Source organism: Candidatus Zixiibacteriota bacterium (assembly GCA_035574315.1).
Classification (GTDB): Bacteria; Desulfobacterota; Binatia; order UBA9968; family UBA9968; genus DATLYW01.
Window position 1 is genome coordinate 98187 of the sequence record DATLYW010000028.1, and the last position, 24467, is coordinate 122653.

19 protein-coding genes and 1 pseudogene are annotated in these 24467 nt (G+C 63.7%); 8 read left to right on the forward strand and 12 right to left on the reverse strand.

Annotated features, from left to right (window positions below):
• Positions 1–11: 11 nt before the first annotated feature.
• The gene (locus tag VNN77_09190; protein ID HXG51563.1) at positions 12–830 is read left to right on the forward strand and encodes an enoyl-CoA hydratase/isomerase family protein; all 819 of its coding nucleotides are present in this window, start codon (positions 12–14) and stop codon (positions 828–830) included.
• Between the two features lie 231 nt (positions 831–1061).
• On the opposite strand, the gene VNN77_09195 is transcribed toward VNN77_09190, so the two are convergent.
• From VNN77_09195 to VNN77_09205, 3 genes are all read right to left on the reverse strand, one after another.
• Positions 1062–2330, reverse strand: coding sequence for a HAMP domain-containing sensor histidine kinase (locus VNN77_09195; GenBank protein ID HXG51564.1), 1269 nt, complete (start codon positions 2328–2330; stop codon positions 1062–1064).
• 157 nt (positions 2331–2487) lie between these two features.
• The gene (locus tag VNN77_09200; GenBank protein HXG51565.1) at positions 2488–3522 is read right to left on the reverse strand and encodes a tripartite tricarboxylate transporter substrate binding protein; all 1035 of its coding nucleotides are present in this window, start codon (positions 3520–3522) and stop codon (positions 2488–2490) included.
• Between the two features lie 114 nt (positions 3523–3636).
• A complete protein-coding gene (locus VNN77_09205) occupies positions 3637–4341 on the reverse strand; it encodes an alpha/beta family hydrolase (protein ID HXG51566.1) in 705 nt (234 codons plus the stop codon).
• Positions 4342–4812: 471 nt separating this feature from the next.
• Between VNN77_09205 and VNN77_09210 the strand changes: the two genes are divergently transcribed.
• The 5 genes from VNN77_09210 (at position 4813) to VNN77_09230 (ending at position 9665) form a co-directional block, all read left to right on the forward strand.
• Positions 4813–5994, forward strand: coding sequence for an MFS transporter (locus VNN77_09210; GenBank protein ID HXG51567.1), 1182 nt, complete (start codon positions 4813–4815; stop codon positions 5992–5994).
• A gap of 92 nt (positions 5995–6086) precedes the next feature.
• Positions 6087–7079, forward strand: a complete 993-nt coding sequence (locus VNN77_09215) for an ABC transporter substrate-binding protein (protein HXG51568.1) — start codon at positions 6087–6089, stop codon at positions 7077–7079.
• Between the two features lie 58 nt (positions 7080–7137).
• Positions 7138–7986, forward strand: a complete 849-nt coding sequence (locus VNN77_09220) for an alpha/beta hydrolase (protein ID HXG51569.1) — start codon at positions 7138–7140, stop codon at positions 7984–7986.
• Positions 7987–8013: 27 nt separating this feature from the next.
• On the forward strand, positions 8014–8553 hold the full coding sequence (locus tag VNN77_09225; GenBank protein HXG51570.1) for a carboxymuconolactone decarboxylase family protein: 540 nt from the start codon (positions 8014–8016) through the stop codon (positions 8551–8553).
• Between the two features lie 11 nt (positions 8554–8564).
• Positions 8565–9665, forward strand: a complete 1101-nt coding sequence (locus tag VNN77_09230) for an NAD(P)-dependent oxidoreductase (GenBank protein HXG51571.1) — start codon at positions 8565–8567, stop codon at positions 9663–9665.
• 242 nt (positions 9666–9907) lie between these two features.
• Here VNN77_09230 and VNN77_09235 read toward each other — a convergent pair whose 3' ends face one another.
• Positions 9908–11026: a HAMP domain-containing protein gene (locus tag VNN77_09235; protein ID HXG51572.1), complete on the reverse strand. Its 1119-nt coding sequence runs from the start codon at positions 11024–11026 to the stop codon at positions 9908–9910.
• Between the two features lie 444 nt (positions 11027–11470).
• A complete protein-coding gene (locus tag VNN77_09240; GenBank protein ID HXG51573.1) occupies positions 11471–12298 on the reverse strand; it encodes an alpha/beta hydrolase in 828 nt (275 codons plus the stop codon).
• A gap of 701 nt (positions 12299–12999) precedes the next feature.
• Here VNN77_09240 and VNN77_09245 point away from each other — a divergent pair.
• Entirely contained in the window at positions 13000–13935 is a 936-nt protein-coding gene (locus tag VNN77_09245; protein HXG51574.1) for an AgmX/PglI C-terminal domain-containing protein, read from the forward strand.
• Positions 13936–14017: 82 nt separating this feature from the next.
• Here VNN77_09245 and VNN77_09250 read toward each other — a convergent pair whose 3' ends face one another.
• The 4 genes from VNN77_09250 to VNN77_09265 form a co-directional block, all read right to left on the reverse strand.
• Positions 14018–15127, reverse strand: coding sequence for an alanine--glyoxylate aminotransferase family protein (locus tag VNN77_09250; GenBank protein HXG51575.1), 1110 nt, complete (start codon positions 15125–15127; stop codon positions 14018–14020).
• Between the two features lie 14 nt (positions 15128–15141).
• Positions 15142–16029 (reverse strand): fumarylacetoacetate hydrolase family protein, encoded by an 888-nt coding sequence (locus VNN77_09255; protein HXG51576.1) that lies wholly within the window; start codon positions 16027–16029, stop codon positions 15142–15144.
• A 154-nt stretch (positions 16030–16183) separates the two neighbouring features.
• Positions 16184–17209, reverse strand: coding sequence for an LLM class flavin-dependent oxidoreductase (locus tag VNN77_09260; protein HXG51577.1), 1026 nt, complete (start codon positions 17207–17209; stop codon positions 16184–16186).
• A gap of 137 nt (positions 17210–17346) precedes the next feature.
• Complete coding sequence (locus VNN77_09265; protein ID HXG51578.1) at positions 17347–18261, reverse strand: glycosyltransferase; 915 nt, start codon at positions 18259–18261, stop codon at positions 17347–17349.
• Between the two features lie 635 nt (positions 18262–18896).
• On the opposite strand from VNN77_09265, the gene VNN77_09270 reads away from it, so the two are divergent.
• Positions 18897–19766: an FG-GAP-like repeat-containing protein gene (locus tag VNN77_09270; protein HXG51579.1), complete on the forward strand. Its 870-nt coding sequence runs from the start codon at positions 18897–18899 to the stop codon at positions 19764–19766.
• 88 nt (positions 19767–19854) lie between these two features.
• On the opposite strand, the gene VNN77_09275 is transcribed toward VNN77_09270, so the two are convergent.
• The 3 genes and pseudogenes from VNN77_09275 to VNN77_09285 form a co-directional block, all read right to left on the reverse strand.
• On the reverse strand, positions 19855–20523 hold the full coding sequence (locus VNN77_09275) for a matrixin family metalloprotease (protein HXG51580.1): 669 nt from the start codon (positions 20521–20523) through the stop codon (positions 19855–19857).
• An 845-nt stretch (positions 20524–21368) separates the two neighbouring features.
• Positions 21369–23525, reverse strand: coding sequence for a hypothetical protein (locus VNN77_09280; GenBank protein HXG51581.1), 2157 nt, complete (start codon positions 23523–23525; stop codon positions 21369–21371).
• A gap of 34 nt (positions 23526–23559) precedes the next feature.
• Positions 23560–24467 (reverse strand): annotated as a pseudogene (locus VNN77_09285) (IS3 family transposase).

Consider the following 24467-nt stretch of genomic DNA (forward strand, 5'->3'; position numbering starts at 1 on the left):
GAGGAGGAGTCATGTCCGAACCGATCGTCGTCTACGAAAAACGGGAGCCGCACACCGCGCTCATCCGCCTCAACCGGCCGGAGAAGAAGAACGCGATCGGCCGCGACCTCTACTGGGCGCTCGACGACGCCTGGAAGCGGGCCAGGGAGGATGACGACGTGTGGACGATCATCCTCACGGGGACGGCCGATTCGTTTTGCGTCGGCGGCGACTTGAAGGAAAACCTCGCGTTCGCGCGCGGCGAGATGAAGGGACCGCGCTCGGGACCGCGCCAGTACGCCAACCTGCGCGCCCTGGAGATGCACAAACCGATCGTCGCGGCGATCAACGGCTACGCCGTGGGCGGAGGCTTCAATCTCGCGCTCGCCTGCGACATCCGCTACTGCGTCCCGTCGGCCCGGTTCGGCTGCTCGGAGGTCCGCTGGTCCCACATGGCCGCGTGGCCGAGCTACGTCTGCCAGTTGCCGACCGGCTGGGCTTTCTGGTTCGCGCTCACCGGGCAGATGATCGACGCCGAAACCGCTTTCCGGCTGGGCCTGGTGCAAAAAATCTGCGAGCCCGACCGCCTGATCGATGACTGTCTGGAGCTGTGCGCGACGATCAACCGCAACGGCCGGCTCATCGCGGCCCATACCAAGGAGTACATCTACAAGCTGCTCTACGAAATTCAGGGCTGGGAAAAGGGGTTCGAGCTGCACCGCCAGTTCTACCAGCACCTGCGCCAGAGCAAGGACTACGACGAGGGCTCCGCGGCTTTCACCGAAAAGCGCCAGCCGCAGTTCACGCAGGAATACTACGATCCCAAGGACAAGCCTCCGGGGGTACCGTAAGTTTCCGGTTTCCGTCGAAGGTCGAGGCTCGAGGCCCTCGGCGTCAGCGCGAGCCGTGACCAGAAAAACCTCAGCGCGCCAAGAACGCCGGGCCTGGTCCGGTTTCGCCGGCGTCCCGAGTCCAGGGGGTCCGGAGTCTCGCGTTTCCGCCGCGCCCTTCGCGCCAAGGGCTTGAACGGAGCGAAGCGATTGAATGGCTCGAACGGCTTGAACGGCCGCCGAAGGCGGTTCTCATGCGGACGGCGGGGCCGACAGGGGAAGAGCGATGGTAAAGGCCGAGCCGCGCTGCGGATGGCTTTCCAACCGGATGGTTCCGCCCAGGAGATCGGTAAACACCTTTACGATGTGAAGCCCGAGCCCGACTCCCGAGCGGGTGCGCGTGGAAGACGGGTCGAGCTGGCGGAACTTGTCGAAGATCCATCGGTGGGCTTCCCTGGGGATGCCGATCCCGGTGTCTCTGACCTCGATCTCCACCTGCCCCCTGTCCCGGTCGTGGCGCGCGAAAACCCAGACGTTGCCTGCGTCGGTGAACTTGATCGCGTTGTTGATCAGGTTCTGCAGGATCACCGTCAGCTTGGCCCGGTCGGAGCGAATGGTCGGGAGATCGGGCGGGATCGACCACGTCAACAGGATCGGCTTGGAAAGCGGCACCTCGTAGGCGACCTTCATCTCGTTCAGGTATTCCGCCAGCGGGATCTCTTCCGGCTGCACCGAAAGCTCGCCGGCTTCCAGGCGCGCCAGCTCGAGGATGCTGTTCACCATGTAGAGCAGGTTATCGGACTGACGGAGAATCTTGGCGAGCGCCTCGGCTTGCTCGGAATTGACCGGGCCCAGCGTGCCGCGCTTCAGCGCCTGCGCGTACCCGCTGATCAGATTGAGCGGCGTTCGAAACTCGTGCGACACGATGTCGAGCGCCTCCTTCTTTCCCTGGTCGCGCTTTTCCGCCTCCTCCTTGAGCGCCCTTTGCGCGCGGACCAGCTGCGTGAAATAGCCGTAAAAAAGCGCCACGATGAACAGGAACGGCAGCCGCAGAAAAACGTCGGGCTGGAAATCCCGGGGCGAACGAAACAGCAGAAACATGTAGACCGCCGGCGCCAGAACGGAAATCGCGGCGAGGATCTTGGGGTCCTCGAAGATGCAGCAGATGATGATGAGCAAGAAATAGGTGAGGTAGAACTCGGCTTCGACGTTGCCGTTGATGACCAGCGACAACGTGAGCAACGCGGTGTCCGCGATCACCAGAGGCGAGTAGAACGCGGCCTGCTCGAAGCGGCGCTCCGACACGAAATAGAGCGCCACGTTGGAAGCGATGTAGGCGACGATGAAGCCGTAGAGGGCGGCCTCGGGAATTCGCGGCGTCGCCGGATAGAGAACCAGGTAACAGCAGACGATCACCACCGGCCACCGGATCAAGATGACGGTGGGTTTGACCGGCATGCCGAAGCGCGCCGCGACCACCTCCGCGGTAAACGGAAAGAGATCGATTCTCGCGTCGTTCATCGAACGTAGATCTCGTCCTGCGTGGCGCGGTGAAGCTCCCGGAAGGCGCTGCCCGTCGCGGCCCGCGTCAATGCGAGACTGACTGCGGAATCCGGGTTGAACAGGGTGGACCGCGGCTCCGCGGCAGGCCTCCCCCACCGCGCCGAATCCCAGCGCGTCAGCGGCCCATGAGCTTTTTCATCCGCTCGACCACGTCCGCCGGCTGGGAGCTCACTTCCCGCGCCAGCTCCTCCAGCTCTTCTCCCGCAACGGGCCGCAGCTCCCATCCCCGCTTCTTCGCCTCCTCGGCCAGCTCTCGGTCCTGCAGCGTCCTGGCGTAAGCATCGCGCAGCATCTTCACCCTGTCCGGAGGAAGGCCCGGCGTAGAGACGACCGGCCACGAGCCGAAACCGCCCGCGCCGAGCGCAATCGTCGCCAGCCGGCGCGCGCCGTCGCCCGTCTTCTCCTTTTCCATATGCTCCCAGAGCGTCGGCACGTCGGGAATCTTCGGATGGCGCTTGCGCGACGTTTGAATCAAGATGCGCACGAACCCTCTCTTGTGCCAGCCGATGAACGGCTCGCGCCCGAAGAAGGCGGCCACGGTGATCGCGCGGCACTGCACTTCGCCGCGCTCCAGCGCCAGATCCTGCTCCGCACCCCCCGGGTAGCCGGTGACGAGCTGAAACTTGAGGCCGAGCGTCTCCTCCAGCAGGCGCGGGATCAGGTGACCGCTCGTGCCCACCCCCGTCGCCGAACACTTGGGCGGCTCCTTGCCTCTGCGGATGTCCTCGATGGACCGGTAGGGCGCGTCGGCGCGCATGAACAACAGGGTTCCGTTGTGCTCCGGGGTGCCGATCCAGGTGAACCTGCCCCAGTCGAACTTCACTTCCCTGTTGCCCGTGATCTGCGCCAGGTAGAGCCCCGGCGCGATCAGCCCCATGGTCAGGCCGTCGGGTTTCGCCACGTTGTAGATGTGGTTGGCGGCGACCATGGAGCCCGCGCCCGGCATGTTCTGCACGACGAAATCGGGACTGCCGGGCAGATATTTTCCCATGTAGCGAGAATAGGTCCGCGCCCAGAGATCGTGCGTATCCCCGGCTTGATAGCCGACGACGATCCGGATGGTCCTGCCCTGGTAATAAGGAGTCTGGGCCTCGGCGGCCGCCGCCAGCGCCGCCGCGAGCAGCGCAACAATCCACGTTCCGGCGCTCATCGCTTTTCCCCCCGCCCGGATCAACCGGTCCTGCCGTGCCTCAACCGCACGCCGCGCCGAGCGTAACCGATGGGCTTTGCCGGTGTCAACGGCAGAGTTCAGCGGTGTGGCAGTTCAGCGGGACCGCGCGAGCACCGCGGCGATCCAGGACGCGGTCTTGGCGGCGGCCGTATCGAGCGCCTCTTCGTCGGATCGCCCGGCGCTTTTTGGCATGCGAAAGGAGTGGTCCCCGCCTTCGAGAACGAACAACTCGGCTCGCTTTCCCAGGCCCGCGCAAACCGGCTGGAGCAGCTTCAGATCCGCGAGCGCGTCACGCGAGCCCTGCAGGAAAAGCATCGGCGTTTGGATCTCCGACAGGTGGCGGCTCCGGTCGCCGGACGGTCTTCCCGCGCGGTGCAAGGGATAGCCGAAGAAGATCAGCCCGCGCACGTCCTCCGGTCGGTCGCGCGCGGCCACGAGCGAAGCCATGCGACCCCCCATCGACTTGCCGCCGGCGAAGAGCGGCAGCCCCCCCGAGCACTTGCGCCCGGTGGTTATTGCGGCGCGCACCGTGTCCAGCAGCACGGATTCCGGATCGGGCCGCTTGGCGCGCCTTTCCATGTAGGGAAACTGATACCGGAGGACGGCGATCCCGCGCGCGGCCAGTCGGCGCGTCATGCCCTCCATGAACTTGTGGCGCATCCCTGCGCCCGCTCCGTGCGCGAGAACGAGCAGCGAGCTTGCGCCGTCCGGCTTCAGGAGAAGCCCCGACACCGCGCCCGCCGCTTCGCTGACGATGAACTGGATTTCTTTTCCTGCCGAACGATCTGCAGCGTTCACGGCTCGAGAGCCCCGCGCGTTCGCGTTTCGCTCCAGCGATCTCCTCGGCGCATCCTCTTGGCAAGGCCAGCGCTGCTTCCGTCGTCCGAACCGCCGACTCTCTCACGACGTTCCATCCGCCGGCGGATCGCGGCCGCCCCGACGTCCCTCCGGGAACATCGCGGTCAGGCAGCTTGAATCTAGTCGATCCTGCGCGGCGGTTCAACAATTGTTTCTTATCTTGACATCCCGGCGGCCCTTGGCTATTGAGCCCAGGATGCCCCATGCCCTCGGAGCGGGCGGCCGGCATGAGCATTCTCACACTGAAAGTGGCCGCGGCCTGGAAAATAACGATTTCCGTCTTTCGGTTCCCGGTTTCCGGTTTTCACATCGAACCCCGGAACTTTTGAACATTTGAACCCGATGAAGCGGGTCTCGGCCACGAGCCGCTACGATACGTCGTCTCCATAGTCACAGACACACGAATGAGCCATGCCGGCGAGATCTTCCGAATCGATCTGGACGGCTGCCTTTGCGCTTCTCTGCCTCGCGCAGATCTTCGGCTATGCGCAGCACTTCACGCTGCTGCCGACCTTGCCGCTCTACATCACCCATCTGGGAGGGACCCCCTTCACCGTCGGGCTCGTGCTCGCGTCGTTCGCCGTTACCAGCGTTGTCGTCCGACCCCTGATGGGCCACTGGGCGGATCGCCGGGGTGAGGCGCGCGTCATCGTCGGCGGAAACCTGCTCCAGACCGCGAGCGTACTCCTCTGCCTCGTGCCTTTTGTCGCCGTCACGATGCTCGCGAACGGCCTGCGCGGAATCGGCTGGGCCGGGCTCAATGCCGGAGGCTACTCGTTGCTCGCGCGGGCGGCACCGCGCTCCCGGCGGGCCGAGGCGTCGGGTTATTACAGCGGCGTGCAGAACAGCGCCGCCGTGCTCTTTCCGGCGGCCGCGCTGTGGTTGCTCGACGCTCCGTTCGGCGGCTTCCGGGCGGTTTTCATCGGAGCCGCCGCCCTCGCGGCCGTCTCCGCCGGCTGCGGAGCCCTGCTCCGGCGCCATGTCGGCTCCGGAAAGCCGGAGACGCAAGCCGATGAAATCGAGCCCGGGCCGCGGGCGCTGCTCGGACTCGTCGAGCGCGACGTGCTGCTGCCGTCGGCGCTGCACTTCTGCCTTCAGCTGACGATGCCGGCGATCAACAGCTTCATCGTTCTCTATGCGCGCGAGATCGGCCTCGGATCGATCGGCTTCTTCTACGTGGTGAGCGGGACCGCGAGCATGCTCTCGCGTCCGCTGCTCGGCCGCCTCTCCGACCGCATCGGCCGGAGCACGGCCCTCTTCTCGGCTTTCATTCTTCAGATCCTCGCCTTCCTCCTGGTCGTGAGCGCTTCCAGCCTCGCGGGGCTGCTGATCAGCGGAATTCTCTACATCCTCGGCGTGGCGATCGGCAGCTCGACGACGCTCGCCTTCGCGATGGAACGCGCCAACCCGCGCCATCGCGGCCGCTCCATGGCGAGTTTTTCCATCGCCTATCCGCTGAGCTACGGCGCAGGCGGCTTCATAGCGGGGGCGGCGGTCGAGACCCTGGGTTACGCCCGCATGTATCTGCTCATGGCCGGCTTCGCCCTCGCGGGACTGGGGGTGGCGATCGCCAACTGGCGCAGCCTGAAGTGAGGAGGCGTGGCTGGAAAAGCCTTGTTGCGCGGTTCGAGATGCGATAAGGATCGGCTGGACTCGGTTCGCGGCACCGGAAAGGAGGAGCGGAAATGAGATTCAGGCTCGTGTCGTGGTGCGTGGTTGCGGCGCTCGTGCTCGGTTCGGCCAGGCCCCCCGGCGCCGAGGCTAAGACCTACATCGCCTACATCTCGGACTCCACGAGCTCGTCGGTGATCTACTGGCTCGCGAAGGAGGCGGGGATCTTCAAGAAGCACGGTCTGGATCTGGACCTCGTCTTCATCAACGGCAGCGTGCGCGGCATCCAGAGCCTCATCGCCGGCGACCTCGGCTATAGCGGCGCGGTGGGGACCGCCGTGATCAACGCCAGACTGGCCGGCGCCGAGATCGCGATCATCCAGAGCCAGATGAACACCCTGCCCTACTTCATCGTCGGGAGCGCGAGCATCCGCTCCCCGGAAGACCTCAAAGGGCGATCGGCGGCGGTCCATATCCCGGGCACCTCGGCGGATTTCGCCCTGCGGCTGGCCCTGATGAAGGTCGGGATTCCCTACAACAGCATCAAGGCCGTGACCGTCGGCGGGGCGCCGGCCCGCCTCGCCGCCGTGCTGAACGGCCAGACCGACTTCACCGTCGTCACCGACGGCGAGCGCATCCAGGCGGAGAAGGCCGGCCTCAAGGTCATCATCGATATGGCCAAACTGAAGGTTCCGTTCCAGTTCAACTGCAGCGTGACCACCCGGCAAAGGATCCGCGAGAAACCCGACGAGGTGCGCCGGGTGGTGCGAGCGCTCGCGGAATCCGGCCACTACTACAAGACCCACAAGGAAGAGTCGATCCGCGTCATGCAAAAGTACACCAGGGGACTCGGCCGCGAGGTGCTCGAAGGGGCCTACGCGGCCAACGTCCAGCTGCTGGTCGACGATACCTACCCGACCGTGGAGGGGCTCAGAAACACTCTCGAGATCCAGGCGCTCGCCGACCCGCGCGCCGGCAAGGCGAAAGCCGAGGATCTCGTCGACCTCCGCTTCGTCGACGAGATGCGCAAGAGCGGCTTCATCGACAAGCTCTACGGGCGGCGCTAGCGACGGGGAAACAGGCGTGAGCGTTCGCGAGTTCGCAGATTCGAAAGCGAGGGGAGCCATGGCGGCGAGCTACGATCCGGCAGGGCGATTCGAGGTCAAAACGTGGGACGTCGAGTTCCGGCGCTGTCCTTCGCGGGTGCTGATGGCGCGCATCTACCAGCCGCAGGGTGCCGGGCCTTTCCCCGTGCTGATCGATCTGCACGGCGGCGCGTGGAACGACCAGGACCGCACCGCGAACCAGCCCATGGACGAGCGGCTGGCCGCGAGCGGCATCCTGGTCGTGGCGATCGACCTGCGTCTGGCCGACGAAGCGCCCTATCCCGCTTCGGTCGCCGACGCTCACTACGGCATCCGCTGGCTCAAGGCGAAGGCCGCCGGGTGGAACGGCGATCCGGCCACGCTCGGCGGCCTGGGGAGCTCGAGCGGCGGACACGTGATCGAGCTTTGCGCCATGCGGCCGCGCCACCCGGCCTACGCGGCGCTGCCGCTGCCGGAAGCCCCGGCCATGGATGCGACGCTGAGATACGCGGTGGCGCGTTCTCCGATCAGCGATCCGCTCGCGCGCTACGAGCAGGCGAAGAAGATGCAGCGCGAGAACCTGATCCGGAACAGCGAAATCTATTTCAACCCCTGGGAGACGATCCTGGACGGCAATCCCCAGAAGATCCTCGAACGCGGAGAAGCCGTCGCGCTGCCGCCCATGCTCATCATGCAGGGAGAGCTGGACGACAACGTGCTGCCGGAGGTTCAGGAGCGCTTCGTCGCCGCCTACCGCAAGGCCGGCGGCGAGATCGAATACGAGCTGTTCCTCGGCTGCGAGCATCGCTGGGTCGCCAGGCCCGGGCCGCAAACCGACCGCGCCGTCGAGGTCGTCAAGAACTTCATCGCCCGCCGGTTGGGTGCCTGAAGAGGGCGGGTTTCGAGGCAGGGACCGATGGCGCGCGTTTCCTCGATCGACGAACGGAGTCGTCCCGAGCTGGCCGGGCTCATCGACAAGATCCGCGGCGCACGCGGCGGGAGGCTGATCAACATCTACCGCTTGATGCTTCACAGCCCGGCGCTCGCGGAGGCCTGGTTCGAGCTCAACCAGGCGGTGCGGTGGCGCACCGAGATCGACGGCCGGTGCCGCGAGCTGGCGGTGATCCGGATCGCGCTGCTCAACAAGGTCGACTACGTCGTGCGCGCCCACGCGCCGGCGTACGCCCTGCGGGAGGGTCTGACGCCTCGACAGGTCGAGGGGCTCGCGGACTGGGAGAGATCGCCGTCGCTCTACAGCGAGCGGGAGCGCGCGCTGCTCGCCTACGTCGACGCGATGACCACCACGGTAGAGGTCCCCGACGAAGTGTTCGCCCGGCTCCGGGCGCACTTCACCGAGCGCCAGATCGTCGAGCTGACGATGCTCGTCGGCGCCTACAACATGCTCACCCGATTTTTGAAGGCGCTCGAAGTCGATCCCGAGCCCGGACGCGAGTAGCGCTCGACCCCATGGCTCAGCCGCCGCGCCCGATTCTGGCCGTCGAGGACGACCCTTTCCTGCGCCTCCTTCAGGTGATCCTCGATCCGCTTGCCCCGCCAGAGCGGGTGGCGGCCTTCGCCCATTTCATGGAGCACGACGAGCCCGACTTCGCCGGCTGGTGCGAGCGGTTGCGACGCCGTGTGACGCCGCTCTATCCGGCCGAGGTTCGGCTGGCGCGCGATCCCGACGAGCTCCGCGCCGGTCTTCCCGGCGCGGCGGTGATCGTCGTCGAAGGGCTGCCCGTCGGCGCCGCGGAAATCCAGGCAGCGGGCGGGACACTGAAGCTGATCCAGAAATATGGCACGCTCACCCGCGGCATCGATCGCGCCGCGTGCGAGCAGACCGGCGTGAGAGTGCTCACGATCCGCCGGCGCGCCAACATCGCCACGGCCGAGCATGCGTTCGCGCTGCTCCTCGCCCTCGCCCGCAAGATCCCCGAGACCGCGAACCGGGTGAGCGACGAGCAGCTGCGCGCGGCGGGATACTCCCCGACTCGCTACGACCGCGCCCACACGCCCAACGGAAACTGGGGCCGGATCACGGGACTGAAGACGCTTTACGGTCGCGTGCTGGGGATCGTCGGATTCGGCGAGATTGGCCGGGAGGTCGCCGCGCGCGCGGCGGCTTTCGGCATGCGCATTTTGTACACCCAGCGCCGGCGCGCGGATGCCGACGACGAGGAGCGGCTTCAGGCGCGCTATTGCAACCTGCGCGAACTGCTGGCCGAGAGCGATTTCGTCACCCTGCACCTGCCTGGAGGGCCCGAGACCCGCGGCATCATCGGCCGGCGCGAGCTCGAGGCGATGAAGCCCGGAGCGCTGCTGGTCAACGTCTCGCAGCCGCACCTCGTCGACCGCCGGGCGCTGATCGAAGCGCTCGCCTCGGGCAGGCTCGGCGGGTTCGGGCTCGATACGCACTACGAGGAGCCCGGTCGGGCCGACGACCCGCTGCTCGCTCTGCGCAACGTCATCGTGACGCCCCACCTGGGAGGATCGCCACGCGCCAACGCGCTGGCGGACTTCGAAGAGATGCTCACGCGCCTGGCGCGGGCACTGCAGGAAGCTTATTAGCGACTCTGGAAGTATTGAGATGTCGCATCGTGTCGGCTCGCGGCCGGGACCTTGGCGGGGTTCAGATGTTCAAGTAAGTTCAAACCGCTCAAGCCGTTCAATCGCTTCGCTGCGGTTCAAACCGAGATGCCAGGAGCTCCGGGGTTCTATGTGGAAACCAGGAACCGGAAACCGCTATTCTCCAGGTCTCGGCCTGCTTTCGATGGATATCTACCTGCCGATGAGATCGTAGCAGCGGCGCGTTACGGCTCGCGCTCCGCCGAACCGCGCAGCTGGCGGTTGAGCCGGACCATCGCCGCGTGAAGGCTCGAGCGAATGCGCTCGAGCGACTGCGCAAGATCGCCGATTTCGTCGGCCGACTGCACGCCCACCGGTTCGTCGAACTCTCCCCGGCTGATCCGATCGGCCCCGGCCTTGAGCGCCACAATGGGCCGCGCGATGCGCCGGGCGAGCAGCGCCGCCAGGAGGATGCCGGCGGCAAAGAGCGCCAGCACCAGCGCGATGATCGGCCAGAGCGTGCTGCGAATGGCACGAGTGACTGCGCTTCGCCGGACCCCGTAATAGAGAATGCCCAGCTGTCCGCCGCCGATCATCGCGCGCGACTCGATCACCGATTCGCCCCTGAAATCGACCGCGCTCTGCGGCGAGGGGAAAACCGGCATGACCCGGGCGAACTCCTGCGGGGTCTCCGCCAGGTTATGCGCCAGGATGTCGCCGTTCGGATCCGCGATCACGATGTAGGCCACCTCGTTGCCGATACCGTACCTGCCGACGAGCGCGCTCAGGGCGAGGCGGTCCTTCGCCGCGATCTGGGGAGCGGCAACGTCCGCGAGAGTGCGCGCCGTGATCAACGCACGCCCGGTGACCTGCGCCTCGATCGCTTCCGACACCCGGTAGGAGACCGCGCCGATGACGAGCAGTCCCACCACCGCGAGCAACGTCGCCAGCGAACGGGCGATCCTGAACGCGAGGGAGGCGCCCAGCAGCTGTCTGCCGATTCGGGAGGGCGCCCCCGCTTCCGCGACGGCCGCCTTCTCCGTCGCGGCGGCGGCGCTGCTCTTCGGCAGCTCGCGCGCCAGCTGAATCGCCTTCCACGTGGAGATGCCCGCGATCGCCGCGGCGACCGTCGTCAGCGCGCCGAAGACGATCAGCTTCCAGTTGAAGACCACGGCCACGAGCGCTTCGGCCTGGCTTCGAAAGTCGTTCCACGGAGAGGGCAACGGCGTCCGCGAGCCGATAGGCTTCTTGCTCGCGAGAAGGTCCAGGAGCGATACCAGGTCGAGCGAGCTCGCGAGCAACGCCGCGGTCATCAGGAGGGGGAAAAGGAGGAGGACGAAAAAGGGGGCTCTGGGCCTACGCACGGCTATTTTCCCCGACGCCGGAACCATTTGCCCGATCACGAGCAAGTGGTGTGCCAGCTTTGAACAACGCACAGAATAGGGGCATTTTCAGCGCGGGTCAAGCATGACGCGCGCACACAAACGGGCGCATTTACCCGACCGAACGGCTCGCCGGGCAAACGGGCACGCACGTGTCCCCTCCAGCCGTCCAACCCCTCGCACGCCTCGCGTTTCGCCGCCCGTATCTCGCATCCAAAACGGCTCGACGTTCGCGGCTCGAGGTTCGAAGAGGACCGAAGACCGGGGCTGCAACGACTTGCGAGCTTCTGCCGCGCTTTGCGCGGCACGGCCTGAACGAAGCGAAGCGGTTGAACGCTTTGCACGGCTTGAACATGGACCTGTCTGTAGCCAGGGTCTCGGCCCTTGTTGGCCGACGCTTACGTCCCGACGAGCTGCTTTTACTTGCTATCGGTGGCGCTCGACCCATTCCCGGATCATTGCGTTGGTTTCTTCCGGGGCTTGCCAGAAAAACCCGTGCGACTGGCCGTGAAGGATCCGCAGCTCCGCGCCCGGAATTCTCTGCTGCAGGACGGCCGATTGCGCCACGTGGTCGCTTCCTCCCGTGTCCTGGTCTCCGACCACCACGAGAGCGGGCGCCTTCACGTCGCCGAGCCGGTGGGTTCCCTCCCAATTGTGACGCGCAATGCAGAGACGAATGAACTCGGGCAGCTTTGCGTGAGTCGCCCAGGCCCGGCGGTAGAACTCCTGGACCCTTTCGGGGAAACGAGTCCGGTACGTCTTCGTGAAAAACGTGTCCGACTCGCAGATCTCCTCGTAGACGAACTTCTCGAACCCTTTTTCAACGAGCTCCAGCACCCAGCGGTGCGGCAGCCCGGGGATGCAATCCGAGCCCGCGCGACCCGCCGGCCCCGATCCGGTCGCCGCCAGGATCAGGCTCTTTACCCGGCCGGGAAAGTTCTGCGCCAGGGAGAGGGCGATCCGGCCGCCCATCGAGTGGCCGAGAACGTGCGCCGCGGGAATCTGCAGGTGCTCCATCAGCGCGGCCACGTCCGCCGCCATCTGCTCGATCGTGTAGATCGCTTGCGCCGCGACCGAGCGTCCGCAGCCGCGGGGATCGTGAAGCACCAGCCGCAGCGTTTCGGCGAGCGGCATTTGCGACGGTTTCCAGACCTCCGCTGAGTAAGCGGTCGAGGGGATCAAGATCAACGGCTCCCCGCTGCCGTGGGACTCGTAGTAAAGGTCGACGCCCGTGAAAAGCTGAGCGATGGGCATGGGACCTCCTTCCTCCTTTTACGTGCCGCTTCGGGTCATCGCCGCGTCGGTGAATGTTCCGGGTGATCGGCAACGACCGATACCGCCGAAAATTTCGCTCCGCAGCGGGTCACGGCGTGCTCCTTCCGAGTCTCTCTGGAGACCCCCGCCAGGAGAAACCCGTATCGAGAGAGCCGATCTTAGGCTGCAGGCGCGCCGTCGATCAAGCAAAATCTCGAGGATGTCGTCGGAACGCTGGGGGGCCGGAGCCTCGCAACTCACCAAGGAGATCATTGGTAGACGGACATCCATCGAACGCGGGCCGGGAGCTGGAGAATAACGATTTCCGATTTCTGGTTTTCACATTGAACCTTGGAACTTTTGAACACTTGAACCCGACGAAGCGGGCCTCGGCCACGAGCCGCCACGTACGCCGTCTACATACTTGAAACTCACTGATGCGGCGGTCGATTCCGCCCGGCCGGTCGAAAATTGTCCGGCGCGGGGTCGTCGGCGACCCTTCTCGTCTGGCGGCAGTCGAACCGCAACGGACAATTGCGTCGCGAAATCCGCGGCGCGAGGCTTTTGCCGGGATCTAAAAGGCTCTCGCGCTCCCCAATGCGTTTCCAAAGCCGGGGAATTCCCTTCTGCGAGCGCGCCTTCGGCTCCTGGCGGTACGGTAGTTGCTTCGTTCGCGAGGGACGTCGCATCGGAGGTACAACATGGCCGGACAACCCTGGTTTTCGAGCAAGCGCGTCACGATCGCGGTCGCGGCCGGCTTGTTCGGGCTCGCGCTGATCGCTCTCGCTTTCCGGATCGGCGTTGCGCCGCAGGAACCCGGTCCTCCTGCGGCCGGCTCGGAGCGGGAGGCTCCTCCGAAAAGGCAGCGACCGACATGGAACGTCGCCCTGGGAAACGTCGTCTACCTCGCCAGAGAGCTTGGCCTCGACGTTCGAGCGGTGAAGGGCGATCCTCCCGACATCGAAAAGATCGCCGCCCGGATCGAAAGTCAGCTGATGAGGCTGCGCGAGATCTACCGGGAGGAAGGGGAGAAAAACCCGATCTTGATGGGCAGTCTCGTGCTCCAGCTGCGGGTGGGCGCGGACGGCGCGGTCGGCGCGGTCGAAGAAATCGCTTCCCGCCTCTCCGACACCCGGTTCAAGCGTGCGGCGATCGCGGAGGTTTCCGGATGGAACTTCGCTGAGATCGTAACCGAGCCCGCGGTGATTCGCTGCCCGCTGATGTTCGTCCGCGAAGGGATGGAAATCGTGACGCTGGTGAGCTGGGAAAGGGCGCTCGCCCGGCCCGCCGGAGAGCAGGCCGCCGCAGCACCGGCGGGGAGCGCGCCCGCAAACCAGGCCGCGCTCCGCAAGGCCGCGCCGCAGCCGGTTCTCCCTGCGCCGGCCCAGCCGCAGCCCAGGGCCGTGCCCGCGGCAGGCGAAAGATCGAGGCCCGAGGCCCTCTACCAGATCAAGTACGCGACCCCTCTGCGCAAGGAGCCCAACTTCTCCTCCGAGTCGCTTACACGGCTCACCATCGGGACGAAGGTCACGCTGCTCAGGAGAACCGGCGACTGGGTGGAGGTCCGCTACAACGACGGCGGCCTTACCGGCTACCTCAGGAAGGAGTTCGTCGTACCCGTCGACGCGAACCCGTGATTCGGCGTCTCGCTTCGCAGCACAGGCGCCGGGGGCGCGGACTCCGCGCCTCGGCAGCAAGGCAGGATTCAGCCGGTCGCCATCACAGCACGCGTTTCAAGGCTTTCACCAACAGCTCGACATTTTCGGGGCGCGCCCCGTGGCCCATCAACCCGATCCGCCAGATCCTGCCTTTGAGCGGCCCGAGCCCAGCGCCGATCTCGATGTTGAACTCGTCGTAGAGTCGCCGGCGGATCCCGGCGTCGTCGGCGCCCTCCGGAATGCGGATGGCATTGATCATCGGCGCGCGAATCTTTGCGTCGACCGCAGGCTCGATCTCGATCTGCTGCATCTCGCGAATGAACAGCTCGTGCACTTCCCGGTGCCGCCGCCATGCCGCCTCCAACCCCTCTTCGAGGAGGAGCCGCAACGACTCGTGCAGGGCGTAGTTCATCGAGATCGGCGCGGTGTGATGGTAGACCCGCTCCCCGCCCCAGTACTTTTCGATCATCGACAGGTCGAGATACCAGCTTCGCACCTTGGTCTTGCGCCGGCGCACCACCTCCATCGCCCGCTCGCTGAAAGTCACCGGCGCCAGCCCCGGGGGGCAGCTCAGGCACTTCTGCGTGCCGCTGTAGCACGCGTCGATTCCCAGCTCGTCGACCCGCACGGGCGCGCCGCCGAGCGAGGTCACGGCGTCGACCACGAGCAGCGCGCCGTGCTCGCGCACGACGCCGCTGATCTCGTCGAGCGGCTGGAGGACTCCGGTGGAGGTCTCGGCGTGGACCAGCGCCACGAGCTTGTAGGGTTTGGCTCTCAGGGCCGCGCGGAAAAGCTCGGGATCGAGCGCCGTTCCCCACTCCGCCTCGATCCGATCGACCCGGGCGCCGCAGCGTTCCGCCACGTCCGCCATTCGCGTCCCGAAGACCCCGTTGACGCCGATCAACACCGAATCGCCCGGCTCGATGAGATTGACCAGGCAGGTTTCCATGCCGGCGCTTCCCGTGCCCGACATCGGCAAGGCGAGCCGGTTGCGGGTCTGAAAGACCTCCCGCAGCATCGCCATGCTTTCGTCCATGATCTGCAGAAACGCCGGATCGAGATGGCCGACGACCGGAAGGGAAAGGCTCTGGAGCACGCGCGGATGAATCGGGCTCGGCCCCGGCCCGAGCAGCGCGCGCGACGGCGGATTGGCTTTGGGAGCGGCCGGCATCGCGGTCTTTTCTCCTATTCTTCGGCCCTGACGTCGAGCTCCATCTCGCCGATCTTCTCGATGCTGCCCTTGAGGTGGTCGCCGTGACTGAGCTTGCTCACGCCGGCGGGCGTGCCGGTGGTGATGAGGTCTCCCGGGCGCAGCGTGAGGCACGAGGTGAGAAAACGAATGTGCTCGCGCAGGGTGCAGATCATGTCGCTGGTATGCGCCGTCATCGCCTCCCGGCCGTTCTGGAGCACGCGGATCGAGAGGTTTTGCGGGTCGTCGATCTCGTCGCGCGTGACGATCCAGGGCCCCAGGGCCGTGAACGTGTCGAAGCCCTTGCGGATGTTGCGCGTGTTCTGCATGCCTCTTCCCCAGGGGTCACGCTGGCTGATGTCCCAGCAGATGGTGTAGCCGAAAACGATGTCCAGCGCGTCGCTTTCGCTCACGCGCCGCGCGCGCTTGCCGATCACCGCGCACAGCTCGCATTCGAAGTCGACCAGCCTGGAAATCTTCGGCAGGATGACGGTGTCGCCCGGGCCGATGATCGAGGAGCTCGGCTTGAGGAAGAACTCCGCCATCAGCTCGTCCTTGGTCCTGTTTTCGCGGCCCGCGCTCCCCATCCGACCGACCATCTCGGCCTGATGAGCGCGGTAATTGGCCGCTGCCGCCCAGAGCGAGCCCGGATTGGTGATCGGCGCCAGCAGCTTGACCGAACGCAGCGGCATCCCCCCGCCGCCGCGCGCCGCATCCCGCGCGCATTGCATGGCGTCCGGTCGATTTGCGAGGGCGTCGACGATCTCGACCATCGTGTAGCCGTCGCGCACCAGGCCGGCTTTGACCAGAGCGTCGCCGATCGGATAGACGGTATCGCCGACGACGGCTCCCGCCCGCTGGTCGTTGTAGTGACAGATCTTCATGGAGACCTCCCCGTTCTCGAGACGGTTTTCTCGCTTGCATACCTGAAGGACGCGACAAAGTCCAACAACACGGCGAAGACGAAGAAGCCCGGCGGCGTTCGCCGGTCAAGCGTCGTGAGGGTTTGCCGGTTCCAGCGCTGCCCGGGATTTCTCTCTACTTGAACTCCGGCATGACGCGCTCGGCGAACAGGCGGATGTTTTTCAGCGCCATCTCCTGGGGCATGCCGCCGAAGTGAAAGGTCCCCGAGATCGCGGTGAGCCCCACCTCGGAGCGCCACTTCTCGATCGTGTCGATACAGCGCTCCGGATCGCCGGCGATGACGAACCCCTCGGAGAGTTGCGTCCGCGGGTCGCGGACCGTGAGCAGGCCCGATTCCCTGCGCTGCGGATCCGCGGCCCGGTGCACGTCGACGTAGTTTTCCAGATACGGCCCCGCCTCCTGCACCGCCCGGTCGAGACTGCTCGAGACGTAGATGTGGAACTTTCCGAGCACCTCGGTGGCGGTGAAATCATGGCCCGCCCGGGCGAGCCCGTCGCGGTAGGCCCTGACGAACCGGGGCAGCGTCTGGGGATCCCGGTAAAGATAGGGCAGCGTCATCAGGTGAAACCCGTTCTCCCCGGCCCAGCGAAAGCTCTCCTCGCTGCGGGCGCAGCCGACCCAGATCGGCGGGTGCGGCCGCTGCACCGGCTTGGGCAGCACGGGCACGCCTTCGTAATGGAAGAACTCGCCCTTGAACTGGACGGGCTTGTCGGACCACGCCTGCCGCAGGATCTCCATCCCTTCGGTCATCCTCCCGGTGGCTTCCTGCTGGCTCACGCCGAATTTCTTGTACTCGTGCGATTCGCTCCCCTTGCCGACGCCGAAATCGAGCCGTCCGTTGGAGATCACGTCGACCATCGCATAGGTTTCGGCAACCTCCAGCGGATTGTGCAGCGGCAACACGTTGATCGCGACGCCCAGGCGGACGCGCTGCGTGGTGCGCGCGACCGCCGCGAGGAAGACCGGCGGCTGCGGCAGCGTGCCTCCGTACGTCGCGAAGTGGTGCTCGGTCACCCAGATGTGGTCGTAGCCGAGCCGATCCATTTCCTCCATCTGCACGAACATCCGCTGATAAAACTCCGCAACCGGCCCGTCGAGGTCGGGCACGTAGGTCGGAAGATAGTGTGCCCCGAATTTCATCCCGTTACGAGTCATTCCTCAAAACCTCCCAGGTGCTTCCATCCAGAAATGGTCGACCTGTCTGAAAAAGTCAACGCGGCAGCGCACGCCTTTCCTGTAATGCCGGGGATCTCGGGGGCGGCGGACGCGCCGGCCGTTCACGCTACGGGGGGTTTTGCCGCGAGCCCGCAGCGCAGGTATTCCCACGCGTAGCGCAGGCTCCACTTTCTCAGGCGCATCGCTTCCCGGTAAGCGGCGCGGGCTTTTTCCCGCTCGCCGCGCCGCTCGTAGTAGAGCCCCAGGCGGAAATACTTCCGCCCGAGCTTCTTGTTGAACTCGGCCGCGCCGATGCGCCGGTAGACGTCGGGATAGTGATCGCGGATGTGCTCCAGCTCCTTGAGCCCGAACTCGTAATGCGGGTTGACCGCCGTGTTGTTCAGCGGGTGGACGCGCTTTCGAACGCCGACGTAATCCACGTACCGCACGGGGAAATAGGCGGCGATCCGATAGAACCAGTGCAGGTCGCAGTTGAGGTAGATGTCCCCGTCGTAGCCGCCTACCCGCTCGAACGCCGATTTGCGCACGAGCGACGAAGGTCCGGTCATGATGTTTTCGCGGAAGATATGGCGCACCGTCAGGGGCGCCGAGGCGAGGCGGCCGGCCCGTTGCGGCGGCACGATCGAGCCGAGGGTCCCGTCGGCGCCGAAGTACTCCGTGTTGTCGAACGCTCCACCCAGCGCCGGGTCCCCATCGAGCGCCTCGACGAGCACTTTCACGTGGTCCGGGGCGTAAACGTCGTCGCTGTTCCACGTACCCAGATAGCGCCCGCGAGCCTGTTTCATCTCATCGTTGGCTGCGAGCAGAAACGGCCGATCGCCCTGGGACGAGAGCATGCAGCGCGGGTCGTCCCGAAACGGCTCGACCGCCTGCTCCAGCTCGCGCGAGCCGTCGCCGAGCACGATCACCTCGAGCTCCCGGTACGATTGGTTCAGAATCGAGCCCAGCGACTCGGGAATGAAGCCCGCGTAGGGGGCGTGGGCGAAGAGGATGATGGAAACCGCGGGCGGGCTCATGGGGACAGCGTCGGGGGTCGTCGACCTTTCTCGAAAACTGCGGAACCGCTCATCGTTGTTGAAATCCGAGCCTGAGTCGTGGCCGGTCTTCCGGCGCAGCGGCCGAGAATCGACTCGCCCCGGTCACGCCTCGGATCTCGAAAACATCCCCCGGCCTGAAGCCGGGCTTCAGATCCCCGTGCCGGGCGTTGCGGCGCCGGATGCGGACGAATTTCTCTTTCAATACGGGCGCATCTTACCCGATTCCCGCCGAAAATGATATCTCACCGGCGGACCGGCGACCGAGGACCGGAGACCGGCGCGAACAAAAAGCGACGGCCGTGCTCACTCGGAAACGTTGTAATCGCCGTCGGCGTACGCGATTCGGAATGATGCTACGCCGTTGACTTCCGCCGCTTTTCCGCGACCTCTTCGTCGAGCCGACGGGGCGCGAGCCGGGTAAGGCTCCGAAGGTCCAGAACCGTTACGACCGTTACAAATTCGTACGCTCGCTTGGACAACGGTGGACGTTTTTGGATCATGAGGTGACAGGCGGTACTGGCATACGAGCTGCGTGACCATGGCCTCGAACCACCTTTCATTGCTCACGCACAAACATGGTTTTTCGCGCCAGACTTGGTTGGCCGGTGACGTTGGTGCTCCTCGTCCTGTTTTGGATACAGCCCGGCGTCGCCGCAGAGGTCAGATTGACATGGCGGGATAACTCCAATAACGAGACCGGCTTCAAGATCGAGAGACGGGCAGGAAGTGTCAGCGGATTTACTCTACTTGCGGTCGTCGGGGAGAACGCCACCTCTTACGTCGACCGGTCTGCGGTCGACGGCGTGATGTATTGTTACCGTGTGCGGGCGTACAACAACGCCGGGGAGTCTTCGTTCGCGGAGGCTTGCATGAACCCGCCCGTTCCTCGTGCCCCGGTCGGGCGCGCAGAAGTGATCGTGGACCCCAAAGGCGGCGCCAGGTTGCTCATCGCACGGACGGACAACAGCTTTTGGGGCTCGCAGTCGACCGGCACGAGCTTTCTAACCCCCGAACGGTGGGCGCAACACGGGGGAGAATATCTCGGCGGCCGCGCAGCTCAGTACGCCGACGTCGACGGCGACGGATACACCGATCTCATCTATCAGGGCTGGGATAACTCCTTCTGGGTCTCGCTCTCCAACGGCAGCGGCTTTACCGCCCCGGCCCTCTGGGCCCAACACGGCGGCACCTTCGTCGCAGGCCAGGCCCAGTACGCCGATGTCAACGGCGACGGCAAAGCTGACCTCGTCTTCCAGGGCTGGGATAACTCCTTCTGGGTCTCGCTCTCCAACGGCAGCGGCTTTACCACCCCGGCCCTCTGGGCCCGGCACGGCGGCACCTTCGTCGCAGGCCAGGCCCAGTACGCCGATGTCAACGGCGACGGCAAAGCTGACCTGACACTGCACGGCACCGATGATACGTTCTGGGTGAGCAGCTCGACGGGGAGCGGATTTCTGAGCCCACAGGTGTGGGTGCGATTTTAAACAGCCCTGCTTTTCAGCCCTGCGATTGCCTTCGACCAGCTGCGATTGGGTAATCCCCGCTGTTTGCGGTCAATAACCTGCCCCCCTTTCATGGGAGCCAAAGGACCGCATCCTCGAAGACCGCGCCGGTAGAGAGACTGAGCCACACACTTTTGCTGCGGAAAGTGTCGAAATACAGCCCGTCCGCCCTCCCGTCCCCGTCCACATCCGCGTACTGAATCTGACCGGCGGCTACGTTTTTCGGATAAATGACGTTGACTCCCGCGACATCATCGCTGTGGAGCGTTGCCCCACGGCCGTCGAAATGCGCGATCTCGAACATCGTCGCCGCTTCATTCTCCGAATGGCCGAGCCCCAGGACATGGCCGAGCTCGTGAGTCGCCGTCTCCGTAAGATTATTGAAGCTCTCGTAGAATCCGCAGCCCTCCCAGCCGTCGTTGAAAACCACATCGCCTTCGAGGATCCTGAAAAACGTCTGGCCGTTGACCGTCCGGGTTTCCTGCGTGCTGCGGAAAAACCCGCCGGCAGCCAAAACCCCGCTGCACTCCTCAGGCGGATCCAGCTGTCCCAGAGGGTCGCGGAACGAGACCGCATTGACCCCGTCGAACGCAAACCCCTGAGCCGACGTGAGGCCTCCATCCAGAAACCGGAATGTAGATCCAATGACCGTGCTCCAGGCCTGATACGCTGTCCGAACTTGCTGGAATCCGCCACTCGGTGCACTCGGTTCGCCGACGGAGTTGATGAAGACAGGCACGCTGGAATTTGTGTCGGGCTCGAACCAACGGGACGGTGTTCCGAGAAACGTGAAGTTGTCCCGGCTTTCGACGACTCCCGAAGTGCTCGGTTGGATGACCCACGGGGCACCCTGTCGACCCGTTGGCGGGCTTTGCTCCCGTGCCGCAGCAATGCTCGCCCTCCACTGTCGCAGGGGACGAACGCTGACACCAAACGTGCTAGCACGATCGCCTCGCAGTGCTCTCAAAAATCGAACCCCGCTCGGCGTAGCGTCTCGATAAGCAAACTCCTCGCCTGTCGTCCGGTCCGCTCGGATGGTAAACTTTCCTTCGAAGAGATTGAGCACGTGTAGCGTGCGATCTCGACGTGCTACCAAGAAAACGAGCACCCTCTCGCCGAGCGAAAGCTCCGGGTTGCCATCGATCCACGAGTGCACCCCTCCAACGGTTCCACCTATCTCTTTAATGACTATCTCGGTTGCGGGGATTCCGCCTTTTAACGTTTCCTCAATCGTGAGTCTGATATGCGTGTATACCTGCCTAGTCGTTGGGTCCCAGTAACTCTCAATCCCCCGAACATGCCCCGTTAAAATAGCGACAGCCCGACGAATCAGCACATTATCCGGGGTCGCCACGATGACGGTAGCGCTGACTCGGCCGCATAACCCAAGAAGCACCACTATAAAGGTTGACAGCAACTGCGGCTACTTTCTGCTGTCGCCGGGAGACAACCTTTGTACCGGCAGTGGCAACCGTACTGCTCACCCTCCTGGTTTCAGATTCCGCCTTTATCCAGCTCCTGAGGCAAGCAGCGTTGTAGGTTGTCGCCACGAGACCGTCAAGAGGGAAGCCCCCTCGAGAACCGTCAATTTCCGCCTTTTTCCGCTTTCCGTCCTTCACTCCACCGACGCTCAGTCCCGCCGGTATTTCCCCCATTCGCTTTCCGAACAAAGATCACGGCTCCTTCGGGCTGACTTGACCTCCTGTACAGCTTCATCGTCGGCTCTATAACCTCCGTCAACACGAAATTCTCCGCCAAGTAGGTCCTGAAAGGGTCCTTCGTTCCTCCCCGTGGCCTCCCGATGCTCCTAACATCGTACAGGGACATGGCGATAACCTGAACCCCCGCTTTCTCGAGCTGTTCCACCGCCGCGCTTCGCCATACGTACACCAGATGACCGCCACTCAAGACACCGGCACCAACGTCACCTGCAATCTTCATAACATCGTCGTACGACCACAACTTACCGAGATGAATTGTCAGGTTTTGGCCGGCAAAAACATCCCTGGATCCGTCGAAAAGCGGCAAAAACTTAAGGTAACGATGAGACAAAATCGCTTGCGGCCCGTTCCTGACGTTCGCTGGAATCGCGTTATGTACGACTTCCATGAAATCAAAAATGTCCCGTTCTATAAACACTCCCCCCAGCGACCCCTTGTTCATCGCCTTCAGCCGTCCGTTCGCAAGATCATCCCACTGCGTAGCAACGAGCAGGAAATAATTGCTCGCCACCGCGTACACGATAAAAAACATTCCAACGGACGTTTTGAACCGCGACACAAGTCGAGCATCACCCCAAAGCCTTCCCGCCACCGGCAACACGCACGACATAAACGCCGCCACAGCGAAAACACCGAGATAGAGCATATTGTAGCTGGGGAAAAACCGCACGAAGGTCGCGGGCAGAAGAAACACCAGGAACATCGCCGGCTCGGCCTTGTTCCGAGGCAATTCGTCCTTGCAATACAAGTAGCCCAGAATCCCAAGCAGCCCGACAAACATCAACGCCACGCCGTCTTGCCCGCCGCCAATCCTTCCCACCGAGGCATGATCGACAATAATATCAAAAGGAATTAAAAAAAAGGATAATTCATCTAGCGAATAACCTACCATCCCGCCTATAAGCAAAAATATAATCCCTACTCCAACAAACACACTGCAAACCAATCTACCCCTGGTGCGGGATTCCGATCGTACAACTACGTCTCGACCCACCGCTTCGGGGTCAGGCTCCCGCCCCACCTCGTCCTCGAGCTTTACCGGCCTCAAGGAATCGTCCCCGCTCCACGAGAAGTACCGATAGAGGCTAACGCTCGGCCACCAAGTACTCTTTTTTTGACGGCGCACCAGAACCAAACAAACAGCCACGAACGACAGTAACAATACCCAGTCGATAATGTTCTTGAGGATCTCCCCGATCGACGCCCGGAGATCGTTCACGTCGACATACTCTATAAGGGTACGCTTATAAACCGCATTTCGAAGAAACAGCAAAACCCAACATCCACACGCTATAAACGCCAAAAGAAGTCCCGGTCTACCGTCGCGTGCCATTTTTGCCAAACGTGACCACCCGTCCGTTAGAACGCGCCCGCTTTTGTCGGCAATTTCAGCGCCCGCCAGATTCCAGACGATCTTCTTGTCCAGGAACCATGGAACACCGACCAACCCGACTGGCAGGAGAACGAGCAGGATTGAACTGTTCGGATGGCCCCGGGAGACAAAACCCAAACCCGCAAAGACCGCGCATGCCAAAGCGTCAAAAAACATCCGCCGCCGCAAGTATCGTACCCCGAAAAAGATTGCGTACGACACAAAGGCTCCCTCCACATAATATTCCGGCCTCGGATGAGGGAACGTGCTCAGCGAAAACGACAAGACTGTCAGCGAAAAGGCTAGAAACGGTTCGCACAACGCACGCAACGTCAAATAGATAGGCACCACCGAGCTTACCACCGCTGCCCCAACCAGTAAGCGAAATCCTAACAGCGAGTTGTTGAAAACGGCTGCCCCCCCGTAAAAAATGAAACCCGATAGCGGAGCATAAGGCCACCCGGTAGATTTGCCGATCAACCGTCCTTCCCGGAGGGCCTCCACAGCAGCAATGGCCTCGTAATCTTCTGTCGCTAGGTAGAAAAAACTCGAAAAATATAACAGCGACCCCAAATACAGCATAAACAGCACGACGCATACAACGTCGATGCTGTGGCGGCTGACATTGTCTCTGTCCTCTATGTGCATGGCACACACTTACAGCATCACTGACCTGCCCCCTTTACTGGACCACTTCTGATGTGAGTTCCTGGGGCTGATTGATTCGCCGTTGGCACTGCCCGATGAATTCCTCCGGGCTTAAATTGCCGAGAGAGCTGTGGGGTCTAGCGGTGTTGTAGTCAAGCCTCCACGTGTGGACTTTCTCCCTGGCATCCTGGAGATCCAAAAACCAGTGCTCGTTCAGACACTCATCCCGGAGCCTGCCGTTGAAGCTCTCAATAAAAGCATTCTCCACAGGCTTCCCCGGCCGGATGAAATCCAGCTTCACCTTGCGCTTGTAGGCCCAGCTATCGAGGGCCTTGCCCGTAAACTCCGGACCGTTGTCTGTCACGATGAGCTCCGAAGCCCCTGCGCCTCAGCCAGCTGCTCTAGAACCTGAACCACCCTGGCCCCGGGAATCGAGGTATCTACTTCAATCGCCGCGCAGTACCGAGTAAAGTCGTCCACCACTGTCAGAATCTTCAGTCTCCGCCCCTGAGCCGTAAAGTCATTCACAAAATCCATCGACCACCTCTGATTCGGCCGCTCGGGTATGGGCAGAGGTGCCCTTAGTCCACTGGCCAGCTTTTTCCTCCTACGTAGCCTCAACGATAACCCCTCTTGCCGATAAAGCCGGTAGACTCGTTTGTGGTTGACCCTCAACCCTCCCGCCTGAGCAACACATAAAGCCTACGATACCCAAACCGCCTCCTCTGCTCGGCCAGGGCCTTGAGCCTCTCTCGAAGCCCCGCTGGATCCTGCCGCTGCCCTTCATACCGATAGCTCGATCGCCCTATCCCCATCAGCCTGCAACCCTTCCTCTCACTCATCCCAAACCTCTCCACCACCCTCTCCACTGCCTCCCGCTTAGCCGCAGGCGTTAGAACTTTTTTCCCAGCACCTCCTTCAGCGCTCGGTTGTCTAACGTGA

Bases quoted from the DNA above. Each gene is read 5' to 3' on its own strand.
- VNN77_09190 (HXG51563.1), top strand. From the start codon at position 12: ATGTCCGAACCGATCGTCGTCTACGAAAAACGGGAGCCGCACACCGCG.
- VNN77_09195 (HXG51564.1), bottom strand. From the start codon at position 2,330: ATGAACGACGCGAGAATCGATCTCTTTCCGTTTACCGCGGAGGTGGTC.
- VNN77_09200 (HXG51565.1), bottom strand. From the start codon at position 3,522: ATGAGCGCCGGAACGTGGATTGTTGCGCTGCTCGCGGCGGCGCTGGCG.
- VNN77_09210 (HXG51567.1), top strand. From the start codon at position 4,813: ATGCCGGCGAGATCTTCCGAATCGATCTGGACGGCTGCCTTTGCGCTT.
- VNN77_09215 (HXG51568.1), top strand. From the start codon at position 6,087: ATGAGATTCAGGCTCGTGTCGTGGTGCGTGGTTGCGGCGCTCGTGCTC.
- VNN77_09220 (HXG51569.1), top strand. From the start codon at position 7,138: ATGGCGGCGAGCTACGATCCGGCAGGGCGATTCGAGGTCAAAACGTGG.
- VNN77_09225 (HXG51570.1), top strand. From the start codon at position 8,014: ATGGCGCGCGTTTCCTCGATCGACGAACGGAGTCGTCCCGAGCTGGCC.
- VNN77_09230 (HXG51571.1), top strand. From the start codon at position 8,565: ATGGCTCAGCCGCCGCGCCCGATTCTGGCCGTCGAGGACGACCCTTTC.
- VNN77_09240 (HXG51573.1), bottom strand. From the start codon at position 12,298: ATGCCCATCGCTCAGCTTTTCACGGGCGTCGACCTTTACTACGAGTCC.
- VNN77_09245 (HXG51574.1), top strand. From the start codon at position 13,000: ATGGCCGGACAACCCTGGTTTTCGAGCAAGCGCGTCACGATCGCGGTC.
- VNN77_09250 (HXG51575.1), bottom strand. From the start codon at position 15,127: ATGCCGGCCGCTCCCAAAGCCAATCCGCCGTCGCGCGCGCTGCTCGGG.
- VNN77_09255 (HXG51576.1), bottom strand. From the start codon at position 16,029: ATGAAGATCTGTCACTACAACGACCAGCGGGCGGGAGCCGTCGTCGGC.
- VNN77_09260 (HXG51577.1), bottom strand. From the start codon at position 17,209: ATGAAATTCGGGGCACACTATCTTCCGACCTACGTGCCCGACCTCGAC.
- VNN77_09265 (HXG51578.1), bottom strand. From the start codon at position 18,261: ATGAGCCCGCCCGCGGTTTCCATCATCCTCTTCGCCCACGCCCCCTAC.
- VNN77_09280 (HXG51581.1), bottom strand. From the start codon at position 23,525: ATGCACATAGAGGACAGAGACAATGTCAGCCGCCACAGCATCGACGTT.